Below are 24,935 nucleotides of genomic sequence, written 5' to 3'. Positions count from 1 at the left end.
GCAGCTTCCAACCGCGCTTCGCCGCCGCCCTTCCCCACCCCCCTTCCCTTCTGCTCGCCTGACTGGTCGGCGCTGCCTCAGGCCGCCTTCACGCCAGCAAGCCGGCTCCATTGCTCGCCGGTGCGGACGATCTGGTCGAGGATGGCCTCGGCACGGTCAGTGGGCACGAACAGCCTCGTCTTGTAATTGATGATCTCGGTGAAGCAGCCGATCGACTTCAGCCAATCCCGCCGTGCGGCGGGAAAATCACGAATTTCGAGCCGTCGCGCATCGTTCATATGGACCTGCACCAGTCGTGCAGTATCCATGCCGACGATCGGAACCCCTTGCCTCCCTCTGGCGCCAGCGATCATCTCCGCCGGGCTCAGCACAGTGGACATGTCGACACCGAAGGAACGGGCGAGTTTCTCCAGTCCATAGGGCGAAATGATGCGTCCGAGCAGCGAGTTGCCTTCCGCGTCAGTAACCCGCCAGACCCGCATATCGTCATCAGGAAGGCGATCCCAGACCGGAAGCAGGAGGCCGGTTGCCATGCTGATCGTTTCAACGTCGAGCTTTGATCGGGTCTCTTCGACCTCTGTGTCCCAGAGGCGTTCGAATTCCTCCTTATCGACAGGAGACCAGAGGCTCTCCTGTAGGGCGGTATCGCGGATGCGGTCGCGGCCGGTTGGACGAACAAGCTGCCACATGGCGATCGCATTGCCATCATTGTCCATACTGCTCCAGCTTGGCACCCGGAGTGCAACGCGACCCGACCGACCGTTGCGCAGCCGAATAGCTTCGACACCGCCATAATCACGCTCCAGCCGCAAGAGGCTGAGGGCACGCTTGCGAAAATGCAGTTCGATCCGACTAAGCCGTGTTTCGGCGCCCGTCACAGGATCACGCCGCAGTACCTGCTCGTCGAGGAGGGCCATCCGCTCTGCCTGCATGGTTTCGACGCCGACATCGAGCGTCCCGGCCTCACGCGCCGCATCGATGCGCGCCCGGATCAGCGCCATATATTCCTCGAAGATCGCATTCTGGATCGCGATCCGCAGAGCCAGCAGGCGATTGAGCCATCGCTGGATAGGCGGGAGATCATCGAGCAGACCGCCGCTTTCCTTGTCCAGGAGGCGCAGGCCCGTCATGTCGATGAAGGCGGCAAGGGTCGTGCTGGTGAGCTTGCCGCGGTAAAGAAGATGGTACCACTGGATGAGCGCATCGCGGGCATAATCGCTTTCGAGATTGTCCGAGGGGTCGAACATATTCTGTCCGCCCGTCTGTCGCTGGCCGCGAGTGAGGGCGCCAAGGCTGTCGAGCCGCCGCGCAATGGTGCTGATGAAGCGGCGCTCGCCCCGGCAATCCGTGGTCACTGGCCTGAAGACGGGCGCACTCTCCTGATTGGTGCGGTTGGAGCGACCAAGACCCTGAATGGCGTTTGCCGCGCGCCATCCAGGCTCCAGCAAGAAATGGATCCGCCGGCGGTCCGCGGATTTGCAGTTGCGATCGGCATGGTAGCTCCGCCCCGTGCCGCCGGCGTCGGAGAAGACCAGTATCTGCTTGGCCCCAGACATGAAGGCTTCGGCTTCAACGATGTTGCTTCGACCGCTCCGGCTTTCGACACGCTGGCGGCCATTTGCGTCAACAATGAGCCGTCGGGTCCGTCCGGTCACTTCCGCCACGGCTTCGGTGCCGAAATGTCGGATGATTTCATCGAGCGCCGAGCCAATTGGCGGCAAGGCGCAAAGCGCCTCGATCATCTCGTCACGCATGGCGAGGGCCGCCTGGCAGAAGACAGGGTTGCCAGCCTCATCGACCATCAGTTCGGAGCGCTCTGCATCGTCGCTCCCCGTGATGATCTTCATCATGCGGACTGGGAAGGCCGTCTTGAGGTAATCGATCATCGCCTCCCGAGGCGATAGTTCGATATCGAGGTTGGCGCGCTCCTCGGCAGACAGACTTGCGAGCCGTCGCCCCAGCATGGCTTCGGCCGTCGTCACAAGCTGGATAATCGCATGATTGCCTGCATCAAGCTCTCGGGTCACGGCATCGATCAGGCTGGGCACTTTCATTGCGATCAGCAATTGCGCGAAGAAGCGTTGCTTGGCGCTCTCAAACCGCGAGAGCGCAGAGCCCTTGGCCTGGGCATTGAGCGCCTTGTCCTCCATCCGGTCGACGATGTTGGTGAGCGCGAGCACTTCATCGAGATTGCGGTGGATGACGGCCCAACCATCGGCATAAGCGTTGTAAGTCTCGATCTGGGCCGGGGTCAGCGGATGAACGAGGGGATCATATTCAACGCCGCGGAATGTCAGCGCGCGCGCCGTGTAGAGCCCAAGGGCTTTCAAATCGCGCGCGACGATTTCCATCGCGGCGATCCCGCCCTTCTCGATGCCGCCCATGAAAGCGGCTCGATCATCGAACGACGTGCCCGCCCCCCAAAGGCCCAGGCGGATCGCGTAGCAAAGATTGGCGGGGTCGGTGGCGCCGGTCGCCGAAATGTAGAGGACGCGGGCGCGTGGGCGCAGGTTCTGAAGGCGAACGCCGGCCAGACCCTGCTCCGACCCCTTCTGGGTGCCGAACTTGGTTTCGGTGCCTGCGGCGTTGGCCATTTCGTGCGCTTCATCAAAGCAGATGACGCCTTCGAAATCATCTTCGAGCCAAGCCAGCAGCTGCGAAAGGCGCGAGGCCGTGTCATGGCGCTGGGACCGCAGCGTCGCATAGGTCAGAAAGATGATGCCGCTTTCCATCGAGATCGGCGCCCCGAATGGAATGGCGTCCAGCGGCTGGATGTCGATCGGCAGGCCGCCCAGCGCCGCCCAGTCACGGCGCGCATCCTCGATCAGTGCCGAGCTCTTGGATATCCATATCGCCTTGCGGCGACCGCGGCTCCACTGGTCCAGGATACAGGCTGCGACCTGCTGACCTTTGCCGACGCCAGTGCCGTCGCCGATGAAAAAGCCCATGCGATAGGCGCGCCCCGCACTGTCAGGCATAAGCATCGTGCCAGCTTCATTGGGCGCGTGGAGACCGGGCAGATCGCGCTCGAACGCCTGTCCCGCGTAGACAAGGGTTTCGAGCTGCGCGTCCGACATCGCGGTGACGGCGCAGCGGGGCAGCATCGGGACATAGGTCGGCGCGGGAGGAAGGATCGAGGACATTGCGATCGACTCGACGAGCTGGTCGGGATGCGGCTTTCCGCCCGGAATATCCATCCGCGAGAGACGCCAGGGCACATAGATGCCGATCTGCTCGTCGGCGGACCGCGGCGTTTCGCGAACAGCGTAAGCGAGCGGTTCTACCGTCGTATCCAACGCGGCGGTAGCGCGCGGCCTGAGCTTGCGTCCAATTGTGGTTGAAGGCAGCGCTATCAGCGGCGCATGGGTTCTGACAGGCATTCGCACCGGGATCCGTGCTTTAGTCGTTCCTGCCGGCTCACGCTGCGCGCTATCGAGCGATCCCAGCCTTGGCGGCATCGAAAGAATATGCGGCAGGGCCGCTCTTATGTCTGGCACGCAAATCCGTTCTTGCGCGCCGGTCCAGCCCTTGTCGTAGATCATCAGACGGACCGACACGCTGGTGCCATGCTTTGCAAACGGCCTGCCCTGGATCGTGATTTCCACGCGCGGCGGGACAAGGTCAGCGACAGCCCGGTAGCCTTTCTCCCCGCTTCCATCATGGGCAAATGCCGGCGACATGATCGCAACGCATCGGCCGCCGGGCGTCAGACGCGCGAGGGCGGAGCGAAGATGCCGGGCACCGGCATGCGCGTCGCGTCCCCGCTGTTCGCTGCGGGCGAAAGGTGGGTTGATAAGCACGACATTGGGCCGCACGGCTGTAGGTAAAAAGTCGTCGATGAACTCGGCATCGTAGCAGCTGACTTCGGCACCTAGGGCCTGCCCAAGAAGGCCGGCTCGCACGGGATCGCGTTCGTTCAAGAAAAGGCCCGCGCCCGCCAGTCGCGCAAAAATGGCCAGCAGCCCGGTACCAGCAGAGGGTTCAAGGATCAGATCGTCGGCCCCGATGACGGCAGCGCGTGCTACGAGATAGGCCAGTGGCAACGGCGTTGAAAATTGCTGCATGTCGACCTGGCGCTCCGATCGGACCGACTGGGTTGGCAGCCGCTCGGATCGCGCCAGCAGGTCAGCAAGGACAGCTTCGGGCGACGCCTCGTTCAGCGGATCTCGCATGAGCGCCAAGGCCTGAGCTGTCTCCAGCGCGTCGAACGCCTCGCGCAGCGACCAGACGCCCGTCGCGTCGCCAGCACCGAAATAGGCGGTCATCAGACGGGTGAGACGGTGCCGGCTGATCGGCTGACCGCTCGCTATGAGTTCGCAGAGGTCCTTCGCGACCGAAGTGAGAGTCCAGATTTTTTGATCGTGCGGCCCGGTGCCAGCGGTAACGGCGGCGAAATGATCTGAGGTCATGGCAAGCTCCTGATGCCCGTAGCCGAACGGCTCCAGGCGAGATTGTCGGACGGCAGGGCCTGCCCGACTTCGATGTTCGGAAAATTTGGGCGAGGCTCGCATGCGGCCCCGCCCACGATCGTTCAGGCCGCTTCGGGCAAGTCGCTCTGCTGATCAGCGGACGCAGGCTCGCCGTTGGGGGACTGCGGCTCGCTTTCCGGGGGAGCGAGATCCTCAAGCGGACCAAAGCGCATCGCGTCCGGTAGCCATTGCATCGCCCGATCCTTGATATCGGCCTCGACGATGATTTGGCCGCCAAAGAGCTTTTCGGCAGAAAGCGCGAGATCATGCTTCTTCAAGCCGCTGTACCGGCTGCGCAGTTCGGCCCCGCCAACCTCGTGGAAATGGTCCAGGATCGTTGGCTTGGCTACCCGATCGAAATAGCGTCGCGCGGTCGGACGCCACCATTGCGCAACATCGATGTCGAGCTTGGTCCCGAGGTGGTCGATGAGCATGGCCGAACGGTCACCTGCGGGCACCGCATGGAGGGTTCTGGCAACCGCCCAGCCAAGCCAGGCCGCCCGCGCCGTATCGGCGAGCGCACAGAAAGCGTCGTACCGTTCGCATATCCCGCCTGCATCGATCCAGCTGCGGTCGAGGCCCGCCTGCAATTCATCCCAACTTTCCGCGGCGGGCGTGTCGCTCTCGAAATTGCCGACGCGGGTACTGGGCACGGTGGCGCGCAGATCGCTCGGCATGTCGTAGCGATAGGCAACCGCCGCGTCGGCCATGATGAAAGCGCCGAGGTCGAGAGCAAAATGGGGATCGCTCGCGACATGGACCCGGAGGATTTCCGTCTTCATGAGAGCCAATTCTTCTGCCAGCTTCTGGCTTATCGGCGACCGTCCGGAAGCCTCATCGACCGGCTCATCGGCGCTCTCATCCTCCTCCTGGGATTGGGTATCGGCATCCTCGTCGACCTCCGGTTCAGGCTGCGGGATCGCGTAGATTTGTTCGTGAAGCCGGGGGGTGCCGTCATCGCCGATCACGAGATAGGCCAGCGACGTAGCCTTCTGGTCGGCACCGAGGACCGGCGGGCGCTCAGTCAGGCCCTGATATTCCGATTCCAGCCCCTCGATCCGTTCGATCTCTTCGTCGGAATAGCCATCTTCATCGGCATTCTCGGCAATTGTCTCCAGCTCGACCTCGATCGCGCGCTGCCGCTCTTCCTCCTCGGGAGTTAGCTCCGCCGGTTCACCCTCGATTGGATCCAGGCCGATGGTTTCCATGTACGGGACACGGCTGTGGCAGACGACGCGCAGTTCGCCAAAGCCCTCGGTTGATCTCAGCGCCGCGGCCGCTGCCTCCAGGCGTTCCTGCGCCAGCGTTTCGACTATGTCGCTGTCGATCCAGTTTTCGCTCGCATTGTCGGAGAAGAGATCACCGTCGATCCTGCCACCGGCGGCGAGGTAGGCGTCGCGCCCGACGAGCAGGGCCTTGGGATCATTGCCGCGATAGAAGCCGGAGATCAGGCGGCGCCGGATTTCCGCGCAGTTCGTGGCGTAGTAGCCGTCGGCAAGTTCTTCGAAGACGGCTGCCTGGCGGGCTGTGTCGGTGATGCTGCCATAGGCCTTCGCCACATCGAGCGTAATGGTCCCATCAGCGAGGGCGTCAAAGACGGGATCCGCAAGGCCAGCAAGTCGCAGACGCCCCAGCACGAAACGCTCGGTGAGCCCAAAACGTATGGCAACGTCGGCCGGGCTCTTCTTCTCGGTCTCCATGATCGTCTGGAACGCGCGGCATTCCTCTGCCGGCGACATGTTGAGCCGATTGAAATTTTCAACAAGGCTGATTTCTGCCGCATCGTTCCGATTGCTCAGCAGCTTCACCGTCACCGGGTAATCGGCCGGCAGCTTGCCCTCATCGATCAGTGCCTTGAGCTGCGTGAGACGGCGACCGCCGGCGGTGATCTGATATTCGCCCTTCTTGCGCGCCACCGGCAGGCCAATGAGGTTCTGGATGATGCCGCGTGCGAGGATGCTGGCCTTGAGTTCGCTATCGGCCACGGGGTCAGTCCGCTTGCGGACATTGGAAGGAGCGATCGAGAGCTTGGAAGCGGGAACCTGAATGTCGGGCAGTGCCTGGGACATGAGCTTTCTCCTGTTCGCGGGCGCCCTGACCATCAGGCCGCATTCCGCTCCCATCCCAACCTCACTTTCCCTCCTGCCCGCAGCATGTCGTTCCAGTCGTTGAATGGCGCTGCCGGCCAAAGGACAATGATCTCGCGTTCCGGAAGTGCGTAGCTCTGCAAAGCTTTGGTTACGGCCCGCCTGCCCGCATCGTCGTTATCGGCGAGGAGGATCAGGCGCTTGATGCGGCACGGTATCTCGATCCGATCGAATCGCTCGGCGCCAAGGCTCGCCCAAACCGGGATGGAGAGAAGCAAGGACGCGGATAGGGCATTTTCCACGCCTTCTGCCAGACCCAGCGTATCCATCGGTTCGAACAACTGCACGGCATCTCGATATAGCGGACCGAGCGCGCGCTTTGTCCGGCTGAGCAAAGCCGGCCGACCATTGGGCTGCAGAAATATCCGTTGGACAGCTGCCAGTCGGCGCGGTTGCCCGACAGCGACAAGCAATGCGGGCAACCGTCGAACCGCTCGACCTCGACCTAAGGGTGTGGCCGGGTGGTAGCGCATGAGATCATGGATCGCCGGAATTGACCGCTTGCGCAGATAGCGCTCCGCCGGAGTGCCGCTGACAGGTCGTCCTTCGCGCCAGAGACGAGCGGCATATCGCCGCATGTCGGTGGCAGGCTGGAGGCGCTCGAACTTTCGGCTCTCCCCACCTGGCACATCGAGCTTTTCGCGCCTGAGTGCGGCCAGAATTTCGGTAATTGTGCAGCCGGCAAAACATTTGAACAGGAGGCCGGTCCGACCGCACCGTACGGACAGGCTCGGCGTGCGATCCTCGTGAGCCGGGCATTGGCACATGCCCCACCCGTTGGACCAGACGCCCCCGAGTCGCCGGACAATGTGCTCTCCGGCTGCAGCCATGTCAGCGCTCATGGCAAACTCCGCGAGTCAGATGCCATAATGCTCGCATCAGCGGGATTGCGATGCCGAGGAATGCGCCAACCGCAGGGGCGTGATCGCTTTAAACTTACAACATGCTTTCGCCCGAGCCAGTGCTCCTGCGAGAGGATGGTTTCGAGACAACTCGACAGACCAGCGGCCAAAGGGCTGCACATGGGGGAAATCCTGAGGTTAAAAGAAGCCGACCTCTCCCCTCTTCCTTTTCTCCTGTTCGTTCCCAGACGGTACGCCAATGGCTCTATGCCATTCGATATAAGAGCGTTGCTTTTGCGTGTCAGTTTGATGACACTCATAGCTTATCGAAACGGATCGGCCACCTCGCCTGGCTCTCCCGGCTATGGTCGCCGACGCATGCAAGGGTCGGGTCGCACCGTGACAAGCAACATTTTGCCTCCCGAGCTGGAGAAATATCGCGCCGCCGTCGAGTCGCTGAGCGATCGTCAGCGTGAATGTCTAGCGCTTGTTGCGCGAGGGATGATTTCCAAGCGAATCGGACCCAAGCTAGGCATCATGCCCGGCACGGTCGACAAACATGTTGATAAAGCTCGGGTTGCGCTGAATGGGATGAGTCGCGCTGATGCAGCGCAGATCGTGCTGGCCTTCGAAACCGGCCGCGAAATTCAATTTGTCGATACCTATTTTTTACCACCCCCCGAATCGCTGGTAATTTCCTCCAAGGTCGAGAGAGCGGCAACTATCCCTGCTGATCACGAAGCGGATGGGCATCCGGATGATGATGGGCAGCTTGTTGAGGAACAGGGAAGCTATTCGCTCGAACGCCTCACAACCTCCCTCGTCGACTGGGTCCCGCTCCGCTCAGGCAGGAGACCGAGTAATGACCTGAACCAATCAAAAGCCATCGTTACCGTAGCGGCATTGGGCGCCTTGGGGCTCCTGCTTGCCGGCTCGGCCATATCGCTTCTTACGGTCATGGACAGTTTCGCCCACCCGTAAGGCACCATCCGACAATCAATTTCATGAACCATGCATTCCTGTGGAATGCGGGAGGAGACATCATGCCCAGACAACGTCAGATTATCGCCCATTCGATCGCGCAGCGGATGCACGCTGCGGAGGAAGCTATCGACCTTGCGGCGGCTCGCATCGCCGAACTCAATGCCGCCCTTCCCCTCGCCCGTCTCGAAGGGCGCCTGGACGCAGCGATCGGGCAGGACGCATTCCAGTCCTCCGCCTCGGCCATCATGCTGGTTGCCAAGACGCGGGCAGAGCTCGTCGCGACCCATGACCAGCTCAAGCGCGTGAGTGACGACATCGGTCTTGGCGAGCAGGCCTATGGCGATGTCTTCAAGGTCGCAACTGGCCAAAGCCAGCAGCCGGCGGTACCGAACCATCTCCGCGCCGCCTGAGCGACGATCGTCAAGCGCTTGACTGGGAACGACACTTCCGTTTCGAAGTCGATATGACCAGACAAATGATGTTCGTCGGACTTTTGGTCGTGAGCTCGATTTATGGGTTCGCAAAGGGTGGCCGGCCCGAGCAGATCGGGGCGGCAACCTTTGTGAGCGGCGTCATCGCCAGCATTGCGCTCGCCCATCCCATTGCCTTCCGGTTCCAGGGTGTCGAGCACGGCATGCTCTTTGTCGACACGGCCATGCTGGGTATTTTCTTATGGCTTTCTTTCAAAAGCACGCGATTTTGGCCGCTTTGGGTTTCGGGAATGCTGGTAGCCGAACTTTCGATCCACATCATGCGCGTGGCTGTGCCGGCTGTGGTGCCAAAAGCCTATATGGATGCCGTGGCGCTCTGGAGCTGGATTGCCCAGATCATTCTGATTGCCGCGACCTGGCGACACCAGCAACGGCTGGCCCGGCTGGGTGTCGACAAATCCTGGAAGACCTGATCGGTCTGGGAGCGCCCGATCGCGCGAGAGAATTGTCTGACCGGCTTCTCGAACGATTTGGGTCCTTTCCCGAGGCCCTCAACGCTACGGAGGGGGAGCGCGTCAAAGCTGTTGGTGGCGATGATCTGGAGGGGCTGTTTTCATCGGTTCGAACGGCTATCCACCACGTCCTGCGAGATCGCCTTCCACGTGGAGCCGTGCTGGCCGATGAGCCCGCCGTCCTTGATTATCTGAGAGGCGCGATGGCGTTTGCCCCGCAAGAGCAGCTTCGGGTACTCTATCTCAACGCAGGCAATGAGCTTCTATGCGACGAGGTAGCCAGCATCGGCTCCGTTTCCGCTGTCCATATTTACCCGCGCGAAGTGCTCAAGCGCTGTCTTGAGCTCGGCGCGACCGCCATCATCGTTGCGCATAATCATCCATCTGGTCGTCTTGTAGCCTCCCGGAGTGACAGGATCATGACCCGCAAGCTCGTCGAGGCCGCCACAGCGCTGGGTGTCGCGGTGCACGATCATATTCTTATCGCCCGGGAGGGCAGCCTGAGCTTTCGTAGAAAAGGATTTTTGTAGGCAGGCGCCGCAGCGATCGGCCCGGCCGAGCACGCGCAGCGCCCTTAGCAAAGGGAGAAAGACAATGCCGTATCAAGTCGTTGCTCGCATGGATGCCTGTCGCAAGCTGGTGACGATGCGTAAAGCTCTTGGTGACACGCTGGGCTATCGCTATTGCGCCAGTCCCGTCTGGGACATGCTTCTGGAACTCTATATTGCCGAGAGGGAGGAGAGGGTCGTCTATCTCTGGTCGCTCTGCAGTTTCGCAAATGTCCCGTTCCCCACAGCATGTCGCAAGGTGTACGAAATGGAGAAGATCGGTCTGGTCCTTTGCAACGCGACCGATCGGGACCGACGCGGAATTAAGGTTAGCCTGACCGAGAAGGGGCAAGGGGTCGTCGAGTCGCTTCTGGACCGGCTCGCCGAGATTTACCAAACCAACACGGGAATGCGCGCCGACATTCCCGCGCTTGTCAGCGCGGACAAGCGCACCAGAAACGCCAACTGATTATGTGCAGGTGACGGTCGCGCCCGCCCGTTGGCATCTGGCTTGAGAGTCCACTTCGGCCAGATCCACCGAATTCCAAGAGGCAGCCGCAAGCCCTCCACGCAATGATCTGTTCAGTGAAAATTGCGCGATTGAAGCCGCAAACAAGGTGCATCATCTCTCGCTGCCCGCTTCGACAAGTCTGCTTCACCATCGCTGGCGGCGCAAGTGGCGGCAGACAGCTTGGCTTCACCGATCGATCTGAGAAGAGGGGTATAGTCGATCACGCGATCTATGATGATGTGCGTGACAATCCCCTCGCGCTGCAACCGCCCACGCAACCCGACCATTGCTGATGCCAAGACCGTCCGCCGCTGCGCCTCAAACCGGTCCGGCCACAATATGCCATTCGCGATCCCGGTTTCATCTTCGATCGTGATGAACAGAACACCTTTAGCCGACCCCGGCTTCTGCCGCACAAGGATGACCCCCGCCACCTCGACATGCTGCCCGTCCTTCACCTGATCGAGTTCGGCTGCAGACTTGACCCCGCGCCGTCGCAAATCCTCGCGCAGAAACGCAAGCGGATGCGCCCGAAGCGAAAGCTGAATGGTCCGATAATCTTCGACCACCTCCCTTCCCTCGCTGAGCGGCTCCAGCGTCACCATGGGCTCGTCCCCTTCCGGACCGAACCGCCCTTCCCGCGCGTCGGCAGCCGCAAAGAGTGGCAGGGGTTTGTCGCCCAGCCCCTTCACGCGCCAAAGCGCCTGCCTTCGATCATGGGCAAGGGCGTGGAATGCATCCGCATCCGCCAGCCGCTCGATGGCGGCCGGCGGCACCCCTGCCCGTCGCCAAACGCCTTCGACGCTATCGAAGGGCGCGTCCCCTCGCGCCGACACGATCATGGCGCCGTGCAGGTTGGAAAGCCCACGTGCCATACGCAGCCCCAGCCGGACGGCGAGGTATCGCCCGCGTGTTGGCTCCAGCGTGCAATCCCAACGGCTGCGGTTGATGCAGGGCGGCCGCACCTCCACGCCATGGGCACGGGCGTCCCGCACGATCTGCGCAGGCGCGTAAAAGCCCATGGGCTGCGCGTTCAACAGAGCCGCGCAGAAGATATCGGGATGGTGGCACTTCATCCAGCTCGACGCATAGGCGATCTTGGCAAAGCTCGCCGCATGGCTTTCGGGAAAGCCATAGGACCCGAAGCCCTCAATCTGCTTGAAGGTGCGCTCGGCAAAGTCGCGCGGATAGCCGCGCCCCACCATGCCCTCGACCAGCTTGTCGTAAAAATGGCTGACGCCGCCGGTAAACTTGAACGTCGCCATAGCGCGGCGCAGCTGGTCGGCCTCAGCGGCCGTGAACCCGGCACCGACAATGGCCACCTTCATCGCCTGCTCCTGGAACAGCGGCACACCCAGCGTCTTCTGCAGCACGGCGCGCAACTCCTCGCGCGGATATTCCGGCTTCACCTTGCCCTCGCGCCGCCGCAGATAGGGGTGCACCATGTCGCCCTGGATCGGCCCGGGCCGAACGATCGCCACCTCGATCACAAGATCGTAGAATTTCTCCGGCTTGATCCGCGGCAGCATTGACATCTGCGCACGGCTCTCGATCTGGAAGACTCCGAGCGTGTCCGCGCGCTGGATCATGGCATAAACGGCCGGATCATCTCGCTGGAGTGTTGGCGACGCCATGGTCATGGCGACGCCGCGATGCTCCGCCAGCAGCGCAAAGGCCCGGCGCATACAGCCCAGCATGCCCAGACCCAAAATATCGACCTTCATGAACTTCAGCGCATCGATGTCATCTTTATCCCACTCGATGACCTGCCGGTCCTCCATGGCTGCAGGTTCGATCGGCACTAGCTCATCCAGCCGGTCCGAGGTCAGGACAAAGCCGCCAGGATGCTGCGAGAGGTGGCGCGGTGTGCCGATCAGTTCACGCGACAGCTCCAGCGTCAGGGCAAGACGCGGATCGCTGGTGTCGAGATTGAGTTCGCTTGCCTGATCGTCGCGCACGCCTTCGAGCGACCATCCCCACACGAGCCCCGCGAGCGCCCCGGTCATGTCCTCGGGCAAACCCAGCGCCTTGCCGACCTCGCGCACCGCGCCGCGGGCGCGATAGCGCGTTACCACCGCCGTCAGAGCGGCGCGGGTGCGGCCATAGGTCTCATAGATCCACTGGATGATCTCCTCCCGCCGCTCATGTTCGAAATCGACGTCGATGTCGGGCGGTTCCTTGCGCTCGCCCGACACGAACCGTTCGAAAAGCAATTCATGCTTGATGGGATCGATCGAGGTGATGCCCAGCACGAAGCAGACGCAGCTGTTCGCCGCCGATCCCCGCCCCTGGCAGAGAATGCCCCGCCTTCGCGCTTCAGCGACGATGCTGTTCACGGTCAGAAAATAGGGGGCATAGCTCAACTTTTCGATCAGCCCGAGCTCATGGGCAAGCTGATCGGCATAGGCTTTGGGCACGCCATCGGGAAACATGCGGGCCGATGCCGCCCCCGTCAGCCGCTCCAGCAATTGCTGCGGCGTTTCGCCCGGACTTGCTTCCTGCGGATATTGATAGCGAAGCTGATCGAGGTCGAAGGTGCAGGCATGCGCGATGTCGGCCGTTGCTGCCAGCGCATCGGGATAGGCGGCAAAGCGCCGGGCCATTTCCGCGCCGGACTTGAGCTGCCGATCGGCATAGCGCTCGCGCTTGAACCCCAGCGCATCGACGGTGCAATGGTGACGGATCGCGGTCACAACATCCTGCAACAGCTCGCGATCATTGCTGTGATAGAGGATGTCACCCAGCACCACCGATCGCACATGATGCGATCGCGCCTGCGCATTGAGACCATGAATCCGGATCGCATCGTCCGGCCTTCGGCGCAGCGACAGCCCAAGATAGGCGCGATCGCCAAATGTAAGGTTTAAACGGCAGAGCGCTCGTGCATTGGCGTCGTCGGGCAGATCGGGAACAAGGATGGCGATCAACCCCTCGTGCCATTGTTCGACATCCTCCCAATGCAGCTCGCAGGCCCCCTTCCCTGCTCGCGCCTTGCCAACGGACAGCAGGCGGGTCAGCCGCGACCAGGCGGCCTTGTCGGTTGGATAGACCAGCAGGCTGGTGCCACAGGCAAGATCCAGCCGACAGCCGGGGATCAGACGGACGCCGGTTTCCTTGGCCGCTTGCCAGGCGCGCACGATCCCGGCTACCGAATTGCGATCGACGACGCCCAGTGCCGGTATCTTGAGCCAGGCGGCCTGAGCGAACAGTTCGTCAGGGGAGGACACGCCACGCAGGAAGGAGAAATGCGTGGTGACCTGAAGTTCGACATAATCCTCGCTCATCATCCGAACACACCATGGATGTGCCAGGAGAGATCGCCCGACCGCAGATTTTCGCCATCGCCGCGCCGGAACACCCAGAAACGCTCGCCCCGCTCATTCTCCACCCGGAAATAATCGCGCACGGCATAGCTCTCGCCGCGCCGACGCCACCATTCTCCACGAATACGCTCCGGTCCATCTGCCCGCACCACGACATGGGCGACCCCGCGCCAGACGAAGCGGCGTGGCGGCTGGTCGGGAAGCTCGGCCATGACATGGTCGATCCGCTCTGGCCGCCGCAGAATGCGGGCGGGCCGTGGCCATAAGGTCGGCCAGGGCATAGCGTCAGCCAGTGGCGCGATGCGCCCAACGCCGCGCTCGGGTACATCACTCTCGCGCATGGTCGGACGGTAAATGGCCCCCTGCCCCAGCCGAGCAACGATCTGATCGACGAGGAGTGCGATATCCGCCGCTTCGCCCGTCCCCAGATCGGCGTCGATCGCCGTGGGCGCCAGGGATTCGCTGCGCAACGCGAGCAGCCGCATGCGTTCGATGCCGAAGCCTGGATCGATGGTCTCGATCTTCATCGCGAGCAGCCGCAGCATATGGCCGATGTCGCGCGTGCCGCGCGCGGTCCCGACCGTGACGATCTGTTCTTCCTTGTCCACCCGCTCGCAAACAAGACGCAGAAGCCGCACGCCAAGCCCCAGTTCGCGCAATGTCCGCGCCAGATCATCGGCAAGGTCGGCCATGACCCGCGCGATCGTCTCAGCCGAGCCAATGGGTTCGGCAAAGATCCGCAGCACCTGCGGCAGTTCGAATGGGACAATGCCGACGAGCGGCTCGCCAACCCGCCCGATTGCCTGGTCGAGCCGGTGAAGCAGACTGGCCCCAAAACGGCGGCCGAGCGGCGCGCGCGGCATGGCGATGAGATCGGCGATGCGCTCGATCCCGAGGCGCTGGGCGGCGCTGCGCTGGCGGTCATCGAGCCGCAGTGCCGCTACCGGCAAGCTGCTGATCGCTTCCAGTTCCCCATGCACGTCGCAGATCGCAATGCGCTCTTTGCCATAGCGGGCGAGCGCATGGGCAGCGCCCGCCGTGCCCGCTATAGCGATGCGCGCGTCCAACCCGATCCGACGGCAAAAGCCGATGATCCGCCGCGCCATCGCCTGCTCGCCTCCGAAGAGATGGGCAACGCCGGTCAGGTCCATGAGCAGCCCGTCAGGCGCGTTGACCTGTGCGGTCGGCGTCCAGCGCCGCACGGCGAACAGCGCGAGCCGTTCCAGCTCCCGCACATCTCCCACCGGGTCAGCGTCGCGCGTATCGAGGCCGGGCACCATGGCTTTAGCCTGGGTGAGCGGCATGCCGGAAAAGAGACCAAGGCTTGCAGCTTGCGCGTCGAGTGCGGCGATCACCATGCGCTGCTTGTGAAGGATGCTGGTGACCAGCGGCGATGCGTCTGGCTGCGCATGTCCAAGGGGCTTCAGATTTGGCGCTGCCGCTTGCTTGCCCGATTTGAACGGATTGTCGGCCGCCTCCGAGCGGCGACCGAGTTCACGCGGCGAGGGACGTTGATGCGCAGGCAGGCTATCGATTTGTTCCTCGCGCGTGCCCATCGCGGCGCCCGCCCCGGCAGTCTGCGCCCAGCGCGCGCCAGGACGCCACCCGCCGCCACGTGGGCAGGAGCAGGACGAGCCGTCTTCCTCTTCGAGCGGAAGGACGGGCAGTTGGAGCGCAGATATCCGTTCAGGCGGCCTGCCGGTCCTCGCCTCGTTTCGGCGCAGCCGATCGACGGCGAGGCTCGGCAGGAACAGCGAGGCGACCCGTCGCATCGCAGCCCTCCAGTAGCCAGTTATCAGGATCCCCGCCGCGCTGGCGCACCAGTGACACCTGCCAGCGCGAGCGACCGACGCCAGATACCGGCAAGGGATCGGACGGCGCACAGCCGATGCGCCAGCGCGTCAGCGCAGAGGAAGGTTGGCCCAGCGGATCTTGCGCGGACCGTCGCCAGCGCCGCAGCAGCAGGGCCGTGGTGTTTCCCTCCTCAGCCGCCAGTTGCAGGCGACGCGTGGCGGTCATGCCGATGCGGGTAACCTCGCATACCACGGCTGCCAGTGCGCCATGGCGCAGCGCCTCTTCCATTACGGCAAGAGCGTGGTCGTCCTTGCCGGCTTCGACCTGGATCAGCCGGGTCGCCGGTACACCGGCGCAGGCAAGGCCGGGCGCGAACAGGTCGGGCTGGGACATGATCCAGAGAATATCGCCTTCCGACGCTCTGGCCGCGATGCCCGCAGTGAAGAGGGTGGCGGCGGCGTCATCGCCCAGCGCGCCGGTGTCGCCGGCAATCTCGTGCAGCGCGGCGCGCACCAGCCCGCCTGCTGCCAGGCGGTCATCGACGGCGGCAATACCGAAGGGCAGGCACGGCACATCGGCCCGCGAAACCGGCGCTATAGCCTGGATTTCGGCAATAAGGGCTTGCAGCCTTTCCGGGCGCGGGACAGTCGGCATGATGGATGAGACTCACGTGTTCTCTATATGTTCCTCTGATACTGTCACGGAGTCAATTGATCGAGATTTCAGTGGCGCATGTGCCTGATGCGCGTCACAAAAATCTGGTCCGCCAAAAAGCGGCCCGCCGTCCTCAACTGGACGGGCATTTTGGCCTTCATCATCTGAGCCGCGCCACTGAACGGTAAATCTCCGCTCGATGGCTGCGGCAATTCGCTCGACGATATCGAGGCGCGCGCCGCGGGAACGGGCAAAATTGCGATCGGACAGAGCCCGGCGCAGCCAAAGTGGTGCCATCGAAAGTGCGATGGAAATATCGACGCGAAGCTGATGCGCGCGCCCCAGCCGCTCACGGCCCTCGGGCACGTGAAGGTCATCGGCTAAAGGGCGATCTGGCTCATCTGATTCCATGATCGACGCCTAGAACATATCAAGAACGCAACGTGCAAGAGGCGCTGCGAGTTATCCACAGATAATTGGAGAGATGCCGTGTGACCGCCCGCTATTGCGCCAATACGCATTGACGCTCATAGGCGATGACCATGGACGACCATATGAAAGCGATCATCGAACGGACGGTCGAGCGCGCGCCCCAATGGCTGCGCAATGATCTTGGCGGCAAGGATGCGAATGCCCGCCGCAGCGCTGAAGAGACGCTTGCGGCTATGATCGCCAACGCACTGAACGAAGGGGCCGGCGAAAAACCGACGACCTGATTTCTGAGAGGAACCTGATCAGTCACCACCGTCAGCTTGAATATCCACGCTCGGCCTCTCGGTTGAGTGTGCCACCCTTCCCCCCTTTGGCTGGCAACTCCCTGAACCTTGGCCCCGTGTTTTAGTTTGCTCCGGCGGCGTTTTATTTCGCCTGCGAGACAGAACAGAGCTTCGGATGTAGCACGCCGACGACCAGTATCTACCAATCCGTGGTGCTGACATGGGAAGATCGGCTGACCCGTGCAGGGCGCGTTCGAGCGACACGTGCCGAGTGCCGGTTGGGATGGTTGGCGGCTAGACGGATTTTATCATGAACTTCAATACGGGACTTTCCTCAACATAGCCTGGCGCAAGCCATCCAATCGGGTTCAAAAGCCGAGGATGGACCTCCAATTTCCGCACAGAACTTCTCCTGAAGCATCGAATTGGCGCGGTCCTGACGGACACGGCTCCATCTCCACTACGCTTCGACCAAGCCACCTTCAGTGTCCTGTCCCATTCGGGCAACGATCCCCGCGCGAGGTGCGCCAGGTGGCGCGGCCCTTCCCACATCCTCGATGCTGACGAAATCCGCAGCTGTGTTCGTTTCCACTGAGAATTGACCCGGGTAGGGCGTAAATTTCCATTGAGAATTGACCCATGCTCAACTCGTCCCTGGCTTTGACAAGCGAAGATATATGGAGTGATGGACATGGCTAGTGAGCGTTATCCGGCGCCGACATTTTGGCGATCATGTGCCGATCCGGGAGATAGCGCGCCGCACCCCACTATTACCAAGCGCGTCCCGTGCGCGGTCAAAATCAGCGGGCGTATTTGGGGTCAAGTCGTCCGCGAAATACCTCATATGCGATAACGACGAACCACCTTCGCCTGCCCTCCGACATGAAATCATGGACCGCTTCGACAGTCCGCCCGAACCGTTGGATCATTTGTCCTATGTCGTCGATTACGTTGGCATCCCGCTGCTAATCGCCCCCCCCAGCAGACGATAGCGCTGACATTGGCGTGGAGCGTCCCCTCCCCCTCTATCCCAACATGATCCTTCGCCTTGTGCGGTCCTTCACCATGTCGCTAGACGCATGTTGAAGAGCATGTACCTGCGCCGTCGAGCAGACGATCAGTTGGGAAGATGGCGCGCGCTTCTTCCCCGATTTCCATCGTCCAGAAATACTCCGGAACGCGAACGATTTTCCGCATGGGGATGGAAGCGATCAGCGACACAATCCTGATCTGAGACATACCCCGTTGGGGTTATTCGCTGCGCTGCAAAATGTGCTATCCGATTCGCGCGACCCGACGGTTTGTCTTCACGATCGATCGTTCACTGGCCCCGTCCGAAATGGCGGGGCCATTTTAGTTGATCGTTGGTCGCGTGAGACTGAAGTCTTCAGCGGCGATCAGCATCAGAAAACTTCCATCGACTTGGACCAGGGCGCCCCGCGCGAAGGCCTTCTGGGCCGCATCGGCGATCCATCCGATCATCCCGCCGAAAGCTATCAGCACTTCATCATCCGCAGCTTTGGTTGCCGCTAGCATTTCGCCTTCAGACAAAATGAGCATCCCTGAGAGGCCCTCGAACGTCGCCGGGATCCGCATCTCGCCATCGGCCACTTCACCGGCAGCCCAATCGACCTGGAGTGTATCGCTGTCCATCCGTGGAGAATGACGCGCGCGTAGGGCGCCATCAAGATATATATAGAGAGAAGCTTTTGCGGCGCGAAGCTTCACCAATCTAGGCTCAGGACCTATTAAATCGCTTGCGGTGATAGCGAAGGGTTGATTCAATGACGGCGTGAGGAGACGTCGTGATGAGTGACCTGCTCTGGTTGTCGGAAGCGCAGATGCGCCGGATCGAGCCATATTTTCCGCTATCGCACGGGGTGCCACGGGTGGACGACCGTCGGATCATCAGCGGGATCATCTTCGTGATCAGGAACGGCCTGCGGTGGCGCGATGCGCCTGCCGATTATGGCCCGCCGAAGACGATCTACAACCGCTTCATCCGGTGGAGCCGGCTCGGCGTGTTCAACAAGATCTTCGCGGCCCTCGCGGCGAAGGGCGGCAAGCCCGACCAGTTGATGATAGATGCAACCCACCTGAAAGCACACCGGACGGCGGCAAGCCTGCTCAAAAAGGGGATGTTCCCAGACGTATCGGACGCACCAAGGGCGGCCTGAACTCGAAGCTCCACACCGTCTGCGACGGCAAGGGCCGGCCGCTGGTCATGCTGCTGAGCGAGGGCCAGATGAGCGACTACAAGGGCGCTGCCCTGATGCTCGACGCCTTGCCTCCCGCCAAAGCCTTGCTCGGCGATCGAGGCTATGACGCCGACTGGTTCCGCAAGGCGCTTGCGGAGCGCAACATCACCGCCTGTATTCCCTCAAAGAAGAACCGGAAGGTGCCAATCCCGCACGACGCTGCGCTCTATCGTCAGCGCCACAAGATCGAAAACATGTTCTGCAAGCTCAAGGACTGGCGGCGCATCCACACCCGATACGACCGTTGCGCCCACACCTTCATGTCCGCCATCTGTATCGCCGCCGCCGTCATCTTCTGGCTCAATCAATGAGTCCTGAGCCTAGGTAGCGCCTCGCCACCCCCCGTGTTCCATCGTCGAACTCTTGCGCTCCCCCGTAATCGGCAGCCAGGCGCTCCTTCAGCAAAGTCGAGGATCGAAGCGCCGCCTCGTCACAGCTGAACGCAAAGCGTTCTCCATTGCTCCGCATGACACTCATCGCAACGGCTATTGGCCTGCTCTTGAACGCGATCATAATCGATAATGCAGTCTTACAGTTTGCAATTGCCATGATGTCTGCGACCCTGATCTATGAACTTGCCTACGCTTGGCGATGCGCTTGGAAGCGGGAGGCGGCCGCTCGCTACAGGTTTGAAGAGATTGAAGCGGCCAGCATAAGCTCAGAAACGTCTGGCCCAGGCCGTTGAGCCTTGGATTTCATATTCAAATGCCGAAAATGGGCTTCTTACCGGCCGCCGGCAATCTCGCACCGACGAAACAGCCAACAAGAGTGTCTCCACGAAATTTATCTGAAAGGCGAACAGATCTCGCGGCCGTGAGTTGAAAGGATAGTTATTCACTGGGCCGGAAGTTGGCAAGCGGCTGTCCTGAACCGACAAACGGCGATGACGGATATTTTTCCTACTATCACTACTAGGGAATGATATGACGGAAGAAGAACTTCATGCGCTAAGATTTCAGGCTCTCGTCACGACCAAGCTGGCGCAGACAACGCTGGAGTTCGTCATCAACATGGCAAGATTGCAGGGCTTGTCGCTTGACCTGGAAGGGGCCGCTCAGGCCCACCTGAACTGCGAGGTCGATCAGAGCCTAGACCCGGCAAGTTTTGCGATCGAGCGCGATGCACGAACGGCGGTCGCGGAGATGCTATTGGCTTTCGCACGAAAGGCCGGGAATTAGTCCAAAAGCCTGATAGAATGTTGCTAGCGGCGTGGCGCGCGCCGCTTGCGACCCTTTGTCGTGATTTAGCGCCCAATTTTTCGGTCCTAGGTGCGGTCGGTCCGCGAAAGGGCAAGTCGCGACCCTTCTGAGACACTCAGAGATCAAATGCTGATCCCTAGGTGCAGAAGGTCCGCTATCGCGGCAGGTGTCGATCAACTCACTCCATTCCCCTCTATCAAGATGGACGGGAGCTTTTTGTAGCGGTGCAGACGTTTGTGTCTGCCACAGATTTCAATCAGCAGCGGATCGGGGCCCTCGCAAAGTCAGGAAGTCGCTTGCCAGCAGCACCAGTACTCGATCCGGGGCAATAGGGGACGCGACGCCCACGGTCGGGAGAATCACGGAAATCCATGTTTCATGCATCTGCGGATCGATTGCTCACGCAGGCAAAAATGGACGGCAGCTAGGGTAGGACATCCTCACCAGAACCCTGAGTTCGCATGGTCTTCTCAATGAGAGCAGGAATGAGCGGTAAAAGCTCGCGTGCCAGAAAGCCGACCTCACCGATTGTCTCTGCAAGGATGTTGCCGGCTTTCCCATGGATCCAAGCACCCCAGGCGGCAGCCTGAAATGCAGTCGCACCTCGAGAAGCAAGACCCCCTATGAGTCCAGCCAGCACATCGCCGGAGCCTCCCGTACCAAGCCCGACGCAGCCCCCCTCATAAATGAGACATCGGCCGTCAGGTTGGGCCAGATAACTAATATCTCCCTTGAGGAGTATGACGGCGCTCCATCGCGCTGCCATTTCAACCGCTATCGCTGCTGGCCTCGCCTTGATCTCTTCGATCGGCAGGCCGCTCAGCGCCGCCATCTCTCCATGGTGAGGCGTGAAAATCGCATCCTTGCTTACTCGCCACCGTGATGGGCCGAAATGACGCAATGAAACCAAGGCTGCAGCGTCGAGAATGAGACTGCCAGGGAAATCGAGGCTATCGAAAAGACTGGCGACAAATGCCCGCGCCGCCTTCCCCGTGCTCATGCCTGGTCCCAGGATGATCGTGTCGCACGCCGTGATTCGATCCTTCAATATTTCCGCTGCTGCGGGGGCGATTTCTCCGTCTTCGTCGGCGGGCAGCGCGATCATGGCTGCCTCCGGGACGAGCACGCCCAGCGACATTGCCGAAGATAGCACGGTCGCCATCTGCAGCTTTCCCGCACCTGCGCGTAGCGCGGCTTCGCCGGTAAGGCGAAGCGCACCGGGCACGAACTCGGCCCCTCCAACCACCAGGACGCGGCCGCGACTATTCTTGTCGGCGCCTTGCGCGATCGCCGGCAGCGGATGTCGCTTCAGCCACGCCTCGTCGAGCTGTCGGCAACTCATCCGCGTACACCCGCTATGGCATCGGGCGCGCGGGTCACGGGCGTGTCGTCCTGCTCGACCGGGGCTGTCACATTGTATCGACCAAGCAATAGCCCTCCATCCTTGCCCTTCTCCGCGTTGAATGCATATTCGGTGATGGCGCAGTTGGCGACATCGCCTTCACGGTCGACCTCCAATATCTCGGCCTCGGTCATGCCTTCGATGATGTATCGCAAGCACAGCACCACTACCTGATGGGTGAAGATCATCACATGCCGGTCCGCATGATGAAGCGCGATCGTATCCATGACGGAGCGCAGTCGCAGAATGACATCGCACCAGCTCTCGCCCCCTGGAGGGCGATGATAGAATTTGCCTAGCAGCCTGCGAAATTCTGCTTGCTGCGGCTCGATGCTGCTTACCCCCATAGATGTCAGCCCATCGAGGATGCCGAATTCCTTTTCCCGCAGCCTCTCGTCAAAGCAGATGGGCACATTGCCTGCGCAACCTCCGGCCTGACGAAATAGATCTGCGGTCTCGCAGGCGCGCCGATAGGGAGATGCAAGGAGAACATCCGGACGCTCATGCGGTGCCTCGCCGGCATACCAGCGTCCCAGCGCTCCAGCCTGGTCGCGGCCCAACTCGCTCAGGGGCACGTCAGCATCTCGCTCGGACAAATCTATGCGGTCGACATTGGCCTGCATGGCGGCATCCCGCGCGACATTGCCAGCGCTCTGGCCATGCCGAACGATCGTCAGTTTCCTCGGCCAATGCATCTGCTTCACCGCTTTTCTCCTTTTTGAAAGAAATGGATGGGCTGGCCAAATGATCCCATTTTCGCGTGCGGGAGATGAAGCGCGATCAAGGATATTTCGCTTCTCCGTTGAGTTCACCAATATGAGAGGACCATATTAGCCGGGAATCACGCATGCGTGATGATGTCGAAGCGCTGACACTCATGGCGGAGGAAATTTCGCTGCTCCGCGACCTTTCCACGCAGGATAAAAGCGATCCAAGCTGGATCCTGGTACGAGCCTGCGCAGACCATATGTGTGAGATTTTGGATCATTTTGCGGGCGACCAGGGGCATTTAAGTGGCGAGATGCCTTGGTGGCGCCTATTTCGGAAAAGGCCCTGACACTGCCCTGACCCAGAGCCGCAGATCAGGGAAGCCTGGTTTGCAAGGTCAGGGATATAATGTCCGAGCCTGGGGTTGTTGCAGGACTGCCGCTTGGCGGCCCCTCCAAGTCCGTGAGGCCCAATGGCTCGCTCGCATCAGACCCATTTTGTGAAGATCCATCCCACCCAATCCATTGCCTTGAACAATGAACATGACAAGGCCTCACGGAGCGAACTTGCCCGCAGGATTGCCCGGCTCGGCGAGACAAGATTTGTCGATCATGACATGCCGGGTGACCAACAGCTATCAAGCGGCAAGCCGGACACACTCTTCATTCCGACCGGCACGGTCGATCTCTCAACGGCAAGAAAACTGGGCATCCAGGCTGAGAGCCAGATCTACGGTGGCGTCGTGCCGTTTCCCTTTGTCGGGAGCAAGGTCATCACGCATCCGGCCTTCGGGGACGACCCTGCAATTCCCGCCGGATGGCGCGCTGAACTGGGCTTAGCTCTTGCTCCTCACGTTCTTTCGGGCTGGTCGGCCTTTACTTTCGATGCGGTTCGCGATGCCGCTCTTGATATGCTCGGGCGTACGGCGACCCGTCTGAAGGAGGTCGAGGCCACTGCCGGACTAGGCCAGTTCGTCGCGACGTCGGTCAAGGATTTGGACGAAGCGATGGCCCAGCTCGACGAGGCTGCCATTTCGAAGCATGGCGTGGTGATCGAGGAGAATCTTGATGACGTTGTCACCTACAGCGTCGGCACGACGCGCCTTTTTGGCGAGGCGATTTCCTATTGGGGCACGCAGCGGCTCACCACCAACAACAGTGGCGCGACTGTCTATGGCGGCTCCACTCTTCATGTCGTGAGGGGCGGTCTGGAACGGCTTGTGAGCCTGGGTCTGGCTGACGAACTGCAGCAGGGGGTCGATAAGGCGATCGCCTATGACGCTATCGTCTCACGATTCTATCCGGATTTGCTGGCGTCTCGCCGCAATTACGATGTCGCCGCAGGCGTCAATTCCTACGGCGAACGCCGCATCGGCGTGCTCGAGCAGAGTTGGCGTGCCGGCGGCGCGAGCGGCGCGGAGATCGCAGCGTTCGAAGCCCTGGCGCGTGATCCCGGCCGATCGGCTGTGACGTGCATGACGATGGAGATTTATGGCGAGGTAGACGCTGCTCCGGACGGCAGCATTATCTATTATAGCGGGGTAGATCCCGTGGCAGGACCGATGACAAAATATGCGATGGAGCTGGAATGACAGGTAGTCAGCTATCCTTTGACGTCGAGGGCGAGAGCCTGGAAGCAACCTTATTGTCGCCCGACAAGCTGGTCCCTGGCATTCTTTTCATCCACGGATGGGGCGGTTCGCGCGAACAAGACATGGTGCGAGCCGAAGAGATCGCGCAATTGGGCTGTATCTGCTTCACCTTCGACCTGCGAGGCCATGCCAAACATGCCGAAGAGCGCAATGTCGTGACCCGGTCGCACGGTCTTGCAGATGTGACGGCGGCTTATGATTATCTCGTCAAGCAGGACCAGGTCGATCCGTCGGCGATTGCGGTCGTTGGCACCAGCTATGGTGGCTATCTTGCGGCATTGCTGACTGCGGCTCGCCCGGTCAACTGGTTGGCGCTTCGTGTTCCTGCGCTCTATCCTGACGAACATTGGAATGTGCCCAAAGCGAAGCTCGACCGCAATCTCATCAATGCCTATCGGGCGCGCTTTCGAACGGGCCGGGAAGACAAGGCTCTGGCCGCTTGCGAGCACTTTGCCGGCGACGTTCTGATCGTTGAATCGGAACATGACGATTATGTGCCGCACGCGACCATCAGCTCCTATATGTCGGCGTTCCACAACAGCAATTCGCTGAGCTATCGTATTCTAAAAGGCGCTGATCATTCGCTGCGGGATGAAGCTGGCCGACGGGCCTACAATCAATTGCTGCTCACCTGGATAGAGGAGATGGTCCGGGGCGGCCGCCGCCCGTCGTCGGACGCCCAGGCAGAGGCTCAACTTCCATCGCAGGCGAGGAAGCTCGCACAAAGCTGATCCTGTCCCAGCGGATGCGTTCTTACAGCGGCGCTTCACTGTGGGGTGGCCGTTA

At 61.3% G+C, this 24,935-nt stretch carries 21 protein-coding genes; 11 read left to right on the top strand and 10 right to left on the bottom strand.

The window, feature by feature from the left end; all coding sequences use genetic code 11:
• Nucleotides 1-77: 77 nt before the first annotated feature.
• The 3 genes from ACUCV3_RS01100 to ACUCV3_RS01090 form a co-directional block, all read right to left on the bottom strand.
• Entirely contained in the window at nt 78-4,409 is a 4,332-nt protein-coding gene (locus tag ACUCV3_RS01100) for a strawberry notch-like NTP hydrolase domain-containing protein (RefSeq protein WP_293921990.1), read from the bottom strand.
• A gap of 122 nt (nt 4,410-4,531) precedes the next feature.
• Nucleotides 4,532-6,538 carry a ParB/RepB/Spo0J family partition protein gene (locus ACUCV3_RS01095; RefSeq protein WP_293921988.1) on the bottom strand — a complete coding sequence of 669 codons (2,007 nt, stop codon included), beginning with the start codon at nt 6,536-6,538 and terminating at the stop codon, nt 4,532-4,534.
• Between the two features lie 32 nt (nt 6,539-6,570).
• Nucleotides 6,571-7,458 (bottom strand): DUF7146 domain-containing protein, encoded by an 888-nt coding sequence (locus ACUCV3_RS01090; RefSeq protein ID WP_026109727.1) that lies wholly within the window; start codon nt 7,456-7,458, stop codon nt 6,571-6,573.
• Between the two features lie 180 nt (nt 7,459-7,638).
• Here ACUCV3_RS01090 and ACUCV3_RS01085 point away from each other — a divergent pair, with 180 nt between their 5' ends.
• The 5 genes from ACUCV3_RS01085 (at nt 7,639) to ACUCV3_RS01065 (ending at nt 10,402) form a co-directional block, all read left to right on the top strand.
• Nucleotides 7,639-8,439, top strand: coding sequence for a helix-turn-helix domain-containing protein (locus ACUCV3_RS01085; RefSeq protein ID WP_293921984.1), 801 nt, complete (start codon nt 7,639-7,641; stop codon nt 8,437-8,439).
• 62 nt (nt 8,440-8,501) lie between these two features.
• Nucleotides 8,502-8,852 carry a hypothetical protein gene (locus ACUCV3_RS01080; RefSeq protein ID WP_017503688.1) on the top strand — a complete coding sequence of 117 codons (351 nt, stop codon included), beginning with the start codon at nt 8,502-8,504 and terminating at the stop codon, nt 8,850-8,852.
• A gap of 65 nt (nt 8,853-8,917) precedes the next feature.
• Nucleotides 8,918-9,346: a hypothetical protein gene (locus ACUCV3_RS01075; protein WP_017503687.1), complete on the top strand. Its 429-nt coding sequence runs from the start codon at nt 8,918-8,920 to the stop codon at nt 9,344-9,346.
• A 32-nt stretch (nt 9,347-9,378) separates the two neighbouring features.
• Nucleotides 9,379-9,915, top strand: coding sequence for a JAB domain-containing protein (locus ACUCV3_RS01070; protein ID WP_017503686.1), 537 nt, complete (start codon nt 9,379-9,381; stop codon nt 9,913-9,915).
• Between the two features lie 64 nt (nt 9,916-9,979).
• Entirely contained in the window at nt 9,980-10,402 is a 423-nt protein-coding gene (locus ACUCV3_RS01065; RefSeq protein ID WP_293921980.1) for a helix-turn-helix domain-containing protein, read from the top strand.
• 113 nt (nt 10,403-10,515) lie between these two features.
• Here ACUCV3_RS01065 and ACUCV3_RS01060 read toward each other — a convergent pair whose 3' ends face one another.
• From ACUCV3_RS01060 to ACUCV3_RS01045, 4 genes are read right to left on the bottom strand one after another with little or no spacing between them, the layout of a single operon-like run.
• Nucleotides 10,516-13,728 (bottom strand): error-prone DNA polymerase, encoded by a 3,213-nt coding sequence (locus ACUCV3_RS01060; protein ID WP_482240374.1) that lies wholly within the window; start codon nt 13,726-13,728, stop codon nt 10,516-10,518.
• The gene (locus tag ACUCV3_RS01055) at nt 13,728-15,539 is read right to left on the bottom strand and encodes a DUF6504 family protein (protein WP_157228574.1); all 1,812 of its coding nucleotides are present in this window, start codon (nt 15,537-15,539) and stop codon (nt 13,728-13,730) included. Before ACUCV3_RS01055 ends, ACUCV3_RS01060 begins: the two co-directional genes overlap by 1 nt.
• Nucleotides 15,454-16,215, bottom strand: coding sequence for an ImuA family protein (locus tag ACUCV3_RS01050; RefSeq protein WP_026109607.1), 762 nt, complete (start codon nt 16,213-16,215; stop codon nt 15,454-15,456). Before ACUCV3_RS01050 ends, ACUCV3_RS01055 begins: the two co-directional genes overlap by 86 nt.
• A gap of 12 nt (nt 16,216-16,227) precedes the next feature.
• A complete protein-coding gene (locus tag ACUCV3_RS01045; protein WP_157228575.1) occupies nt 16,228-16,626 on the bottom strand; it encodes a hypothetical protein in 399 nt (132 codons plus the stop codon).
• A gap of 131 nt (nt 16,627-16,757) precedes the next feature.
• Here ACUCV3_RS01045 and ACUCV3_RS01040 point away from each other — a divergent pair, with 131 nt between their 5' ends.
• Nucleotides 16,758-16,931, top strand: coding sequence for a DUF6771 family protein (locus tag ACUCV3_RS01040; RefSeq protein WP_293921977.1), 174 nt, complete (start codon nt 16,758-16,760; stop codon nt 16,929-16,931).
• 1,353 nt (nt 16,932-18,284) lie between these two features.
• On the opposite strand, the gene ACUCV3_RS01035 is transcribed toward ACUCV3_RS01040, so the two are convergent.
• Nucleotides 18,285-18,662 (bottom strand): hypothetical protein, encoded by a 378-nt coding sequence (locus ACUCV3_RS01035; RefSeq protein WP_157228576.1) that lies wholly within the window; start codon nt 18,660-18,662, stop codon nt 18,285-18,287.
• Nucleotides 18,663-18,739: 77 nt separating this feature from the next.
• Here ACUCV3_RS01035 and ACUCV3_RS01030 point away from each other — a divergent pair.
• Nucleotides 18,740-19,500, top strand: a protein-coding gene (locus tag ACUCV3_RS01030; RefSeq protein WP_086012830.1) for an IS5 family transposase whose coding sequence is annotated in 2 segments (ribosomal slippage) — nt 18,740-19,073 and nt 19,073-19,500 — 762 coding nt in all. Because the reading frame shifts where the segments join, the coding sequence is not laid out codon by codon here.
• A gap of 612 nt (nt 19,501-20,112) precedes the next feature.
• Nucleotides 20,113-20,367: a hypothetical protein gene (locus ACUCV3_RS01025; protein WP_017503124.1), complete on the top strand. Its 255-nt coding sequence runs from the start codon at nt 20,113-20,115 to the stop codon at nt 20,365-20,367.
• Nucleotides 20,368-20,812: 445 nt separating this feature from the next.
• Here ACUCV3_RS01025 and ACUCV3_RS01020 read toward each other — a convergent pair whose 3' ends face one another.
• Both ACUCV3_RS01020 and ACUCV3_RS01015 read right to left on the bottom strand, forming a co-directional pair.
• Nucleotides 20,813-21,730 (bottom strand): NAD(P)H-hydrate dehydratase, encoded by a 918-nt coding sequence (locus tag ACUCV3_RS01020; protein WP_017503125.1) that lies wholly within the window; start codon nt 21,728-21,730, stop codon nt 20,813-20,815.
• Nucleotides 21,727-22,485 carry a histidine phosphatase family protein gene (locus tag ACUCV3_RS01015; protein ID WP_017503126.1) on the bottom strand — a complete coding sequence of 253 codons (759 nt, stop codon included), beginning with the start codon at nt 22,483-22,485 and terminating at the stop codon, nt 21,727-21,729. Before ACUCV3_RS01015 ends, ACUCV3_RS01020 begins: the two co-directional genes overlap by 4 nt.
• Before the next feature lie 152 nt (nt 22,486-22,637).
• On the opposite strand from ACUCV3_RS01015, the gene ACUCV3_RS01010 reads away from it, so the two are divergent.
• The 3 genes from ACUCV3_RS01010 (at nt 22,638) to ACUCV3_RS01000 (ending at nt 24,880) form a co-directional block, all read left to right on the top strand.
• Nucleotides 22,638-22,847 (top strand): hypothetical protein, encoded by a 210-nt coding sequence (locus ACUCV3_RS01010; protein WP_081600971.1) that lies wholly within the window; start codon nt 22,638-22,640, stop codon nt 22,845-22,847.
• Between the two features lie 123 nt (nt 22,848-22,970).
• A complete protein-coding gene (locus ACUCV3_RS01005) occupies nt 22,971-24,089 on the top strand; it encodes a DUF3182 family protein (RefSeq protein WP_017503711.1) in 1,119 nt (372 codons plus the stop codon).
• Nucleotides 24,086-24,880, top strand: coding sequence for an alpha/beta hydrolase family protein (locus tag ACUCV3_RS01000; protein WP_026109732.1), 795 nt, complete (start codon nt 24,086-24,088; stop codon nt 24,878-24,880). The genes ACUCV3_RS01005 and ACUCV3_RS01000 overlap by 4 nt, the downstream gene beginning before the upstream one ends.
• The last annotated feature ends 55 nt before the right edge of the window (nt 24,881-24,935 follow it).

It is taken from the genome of Sphingobium sp. VMM, assembly GCF_056790315.1.
This window is presented reverse-complemented; position numbering and strand designations above follow the sequence as displayed.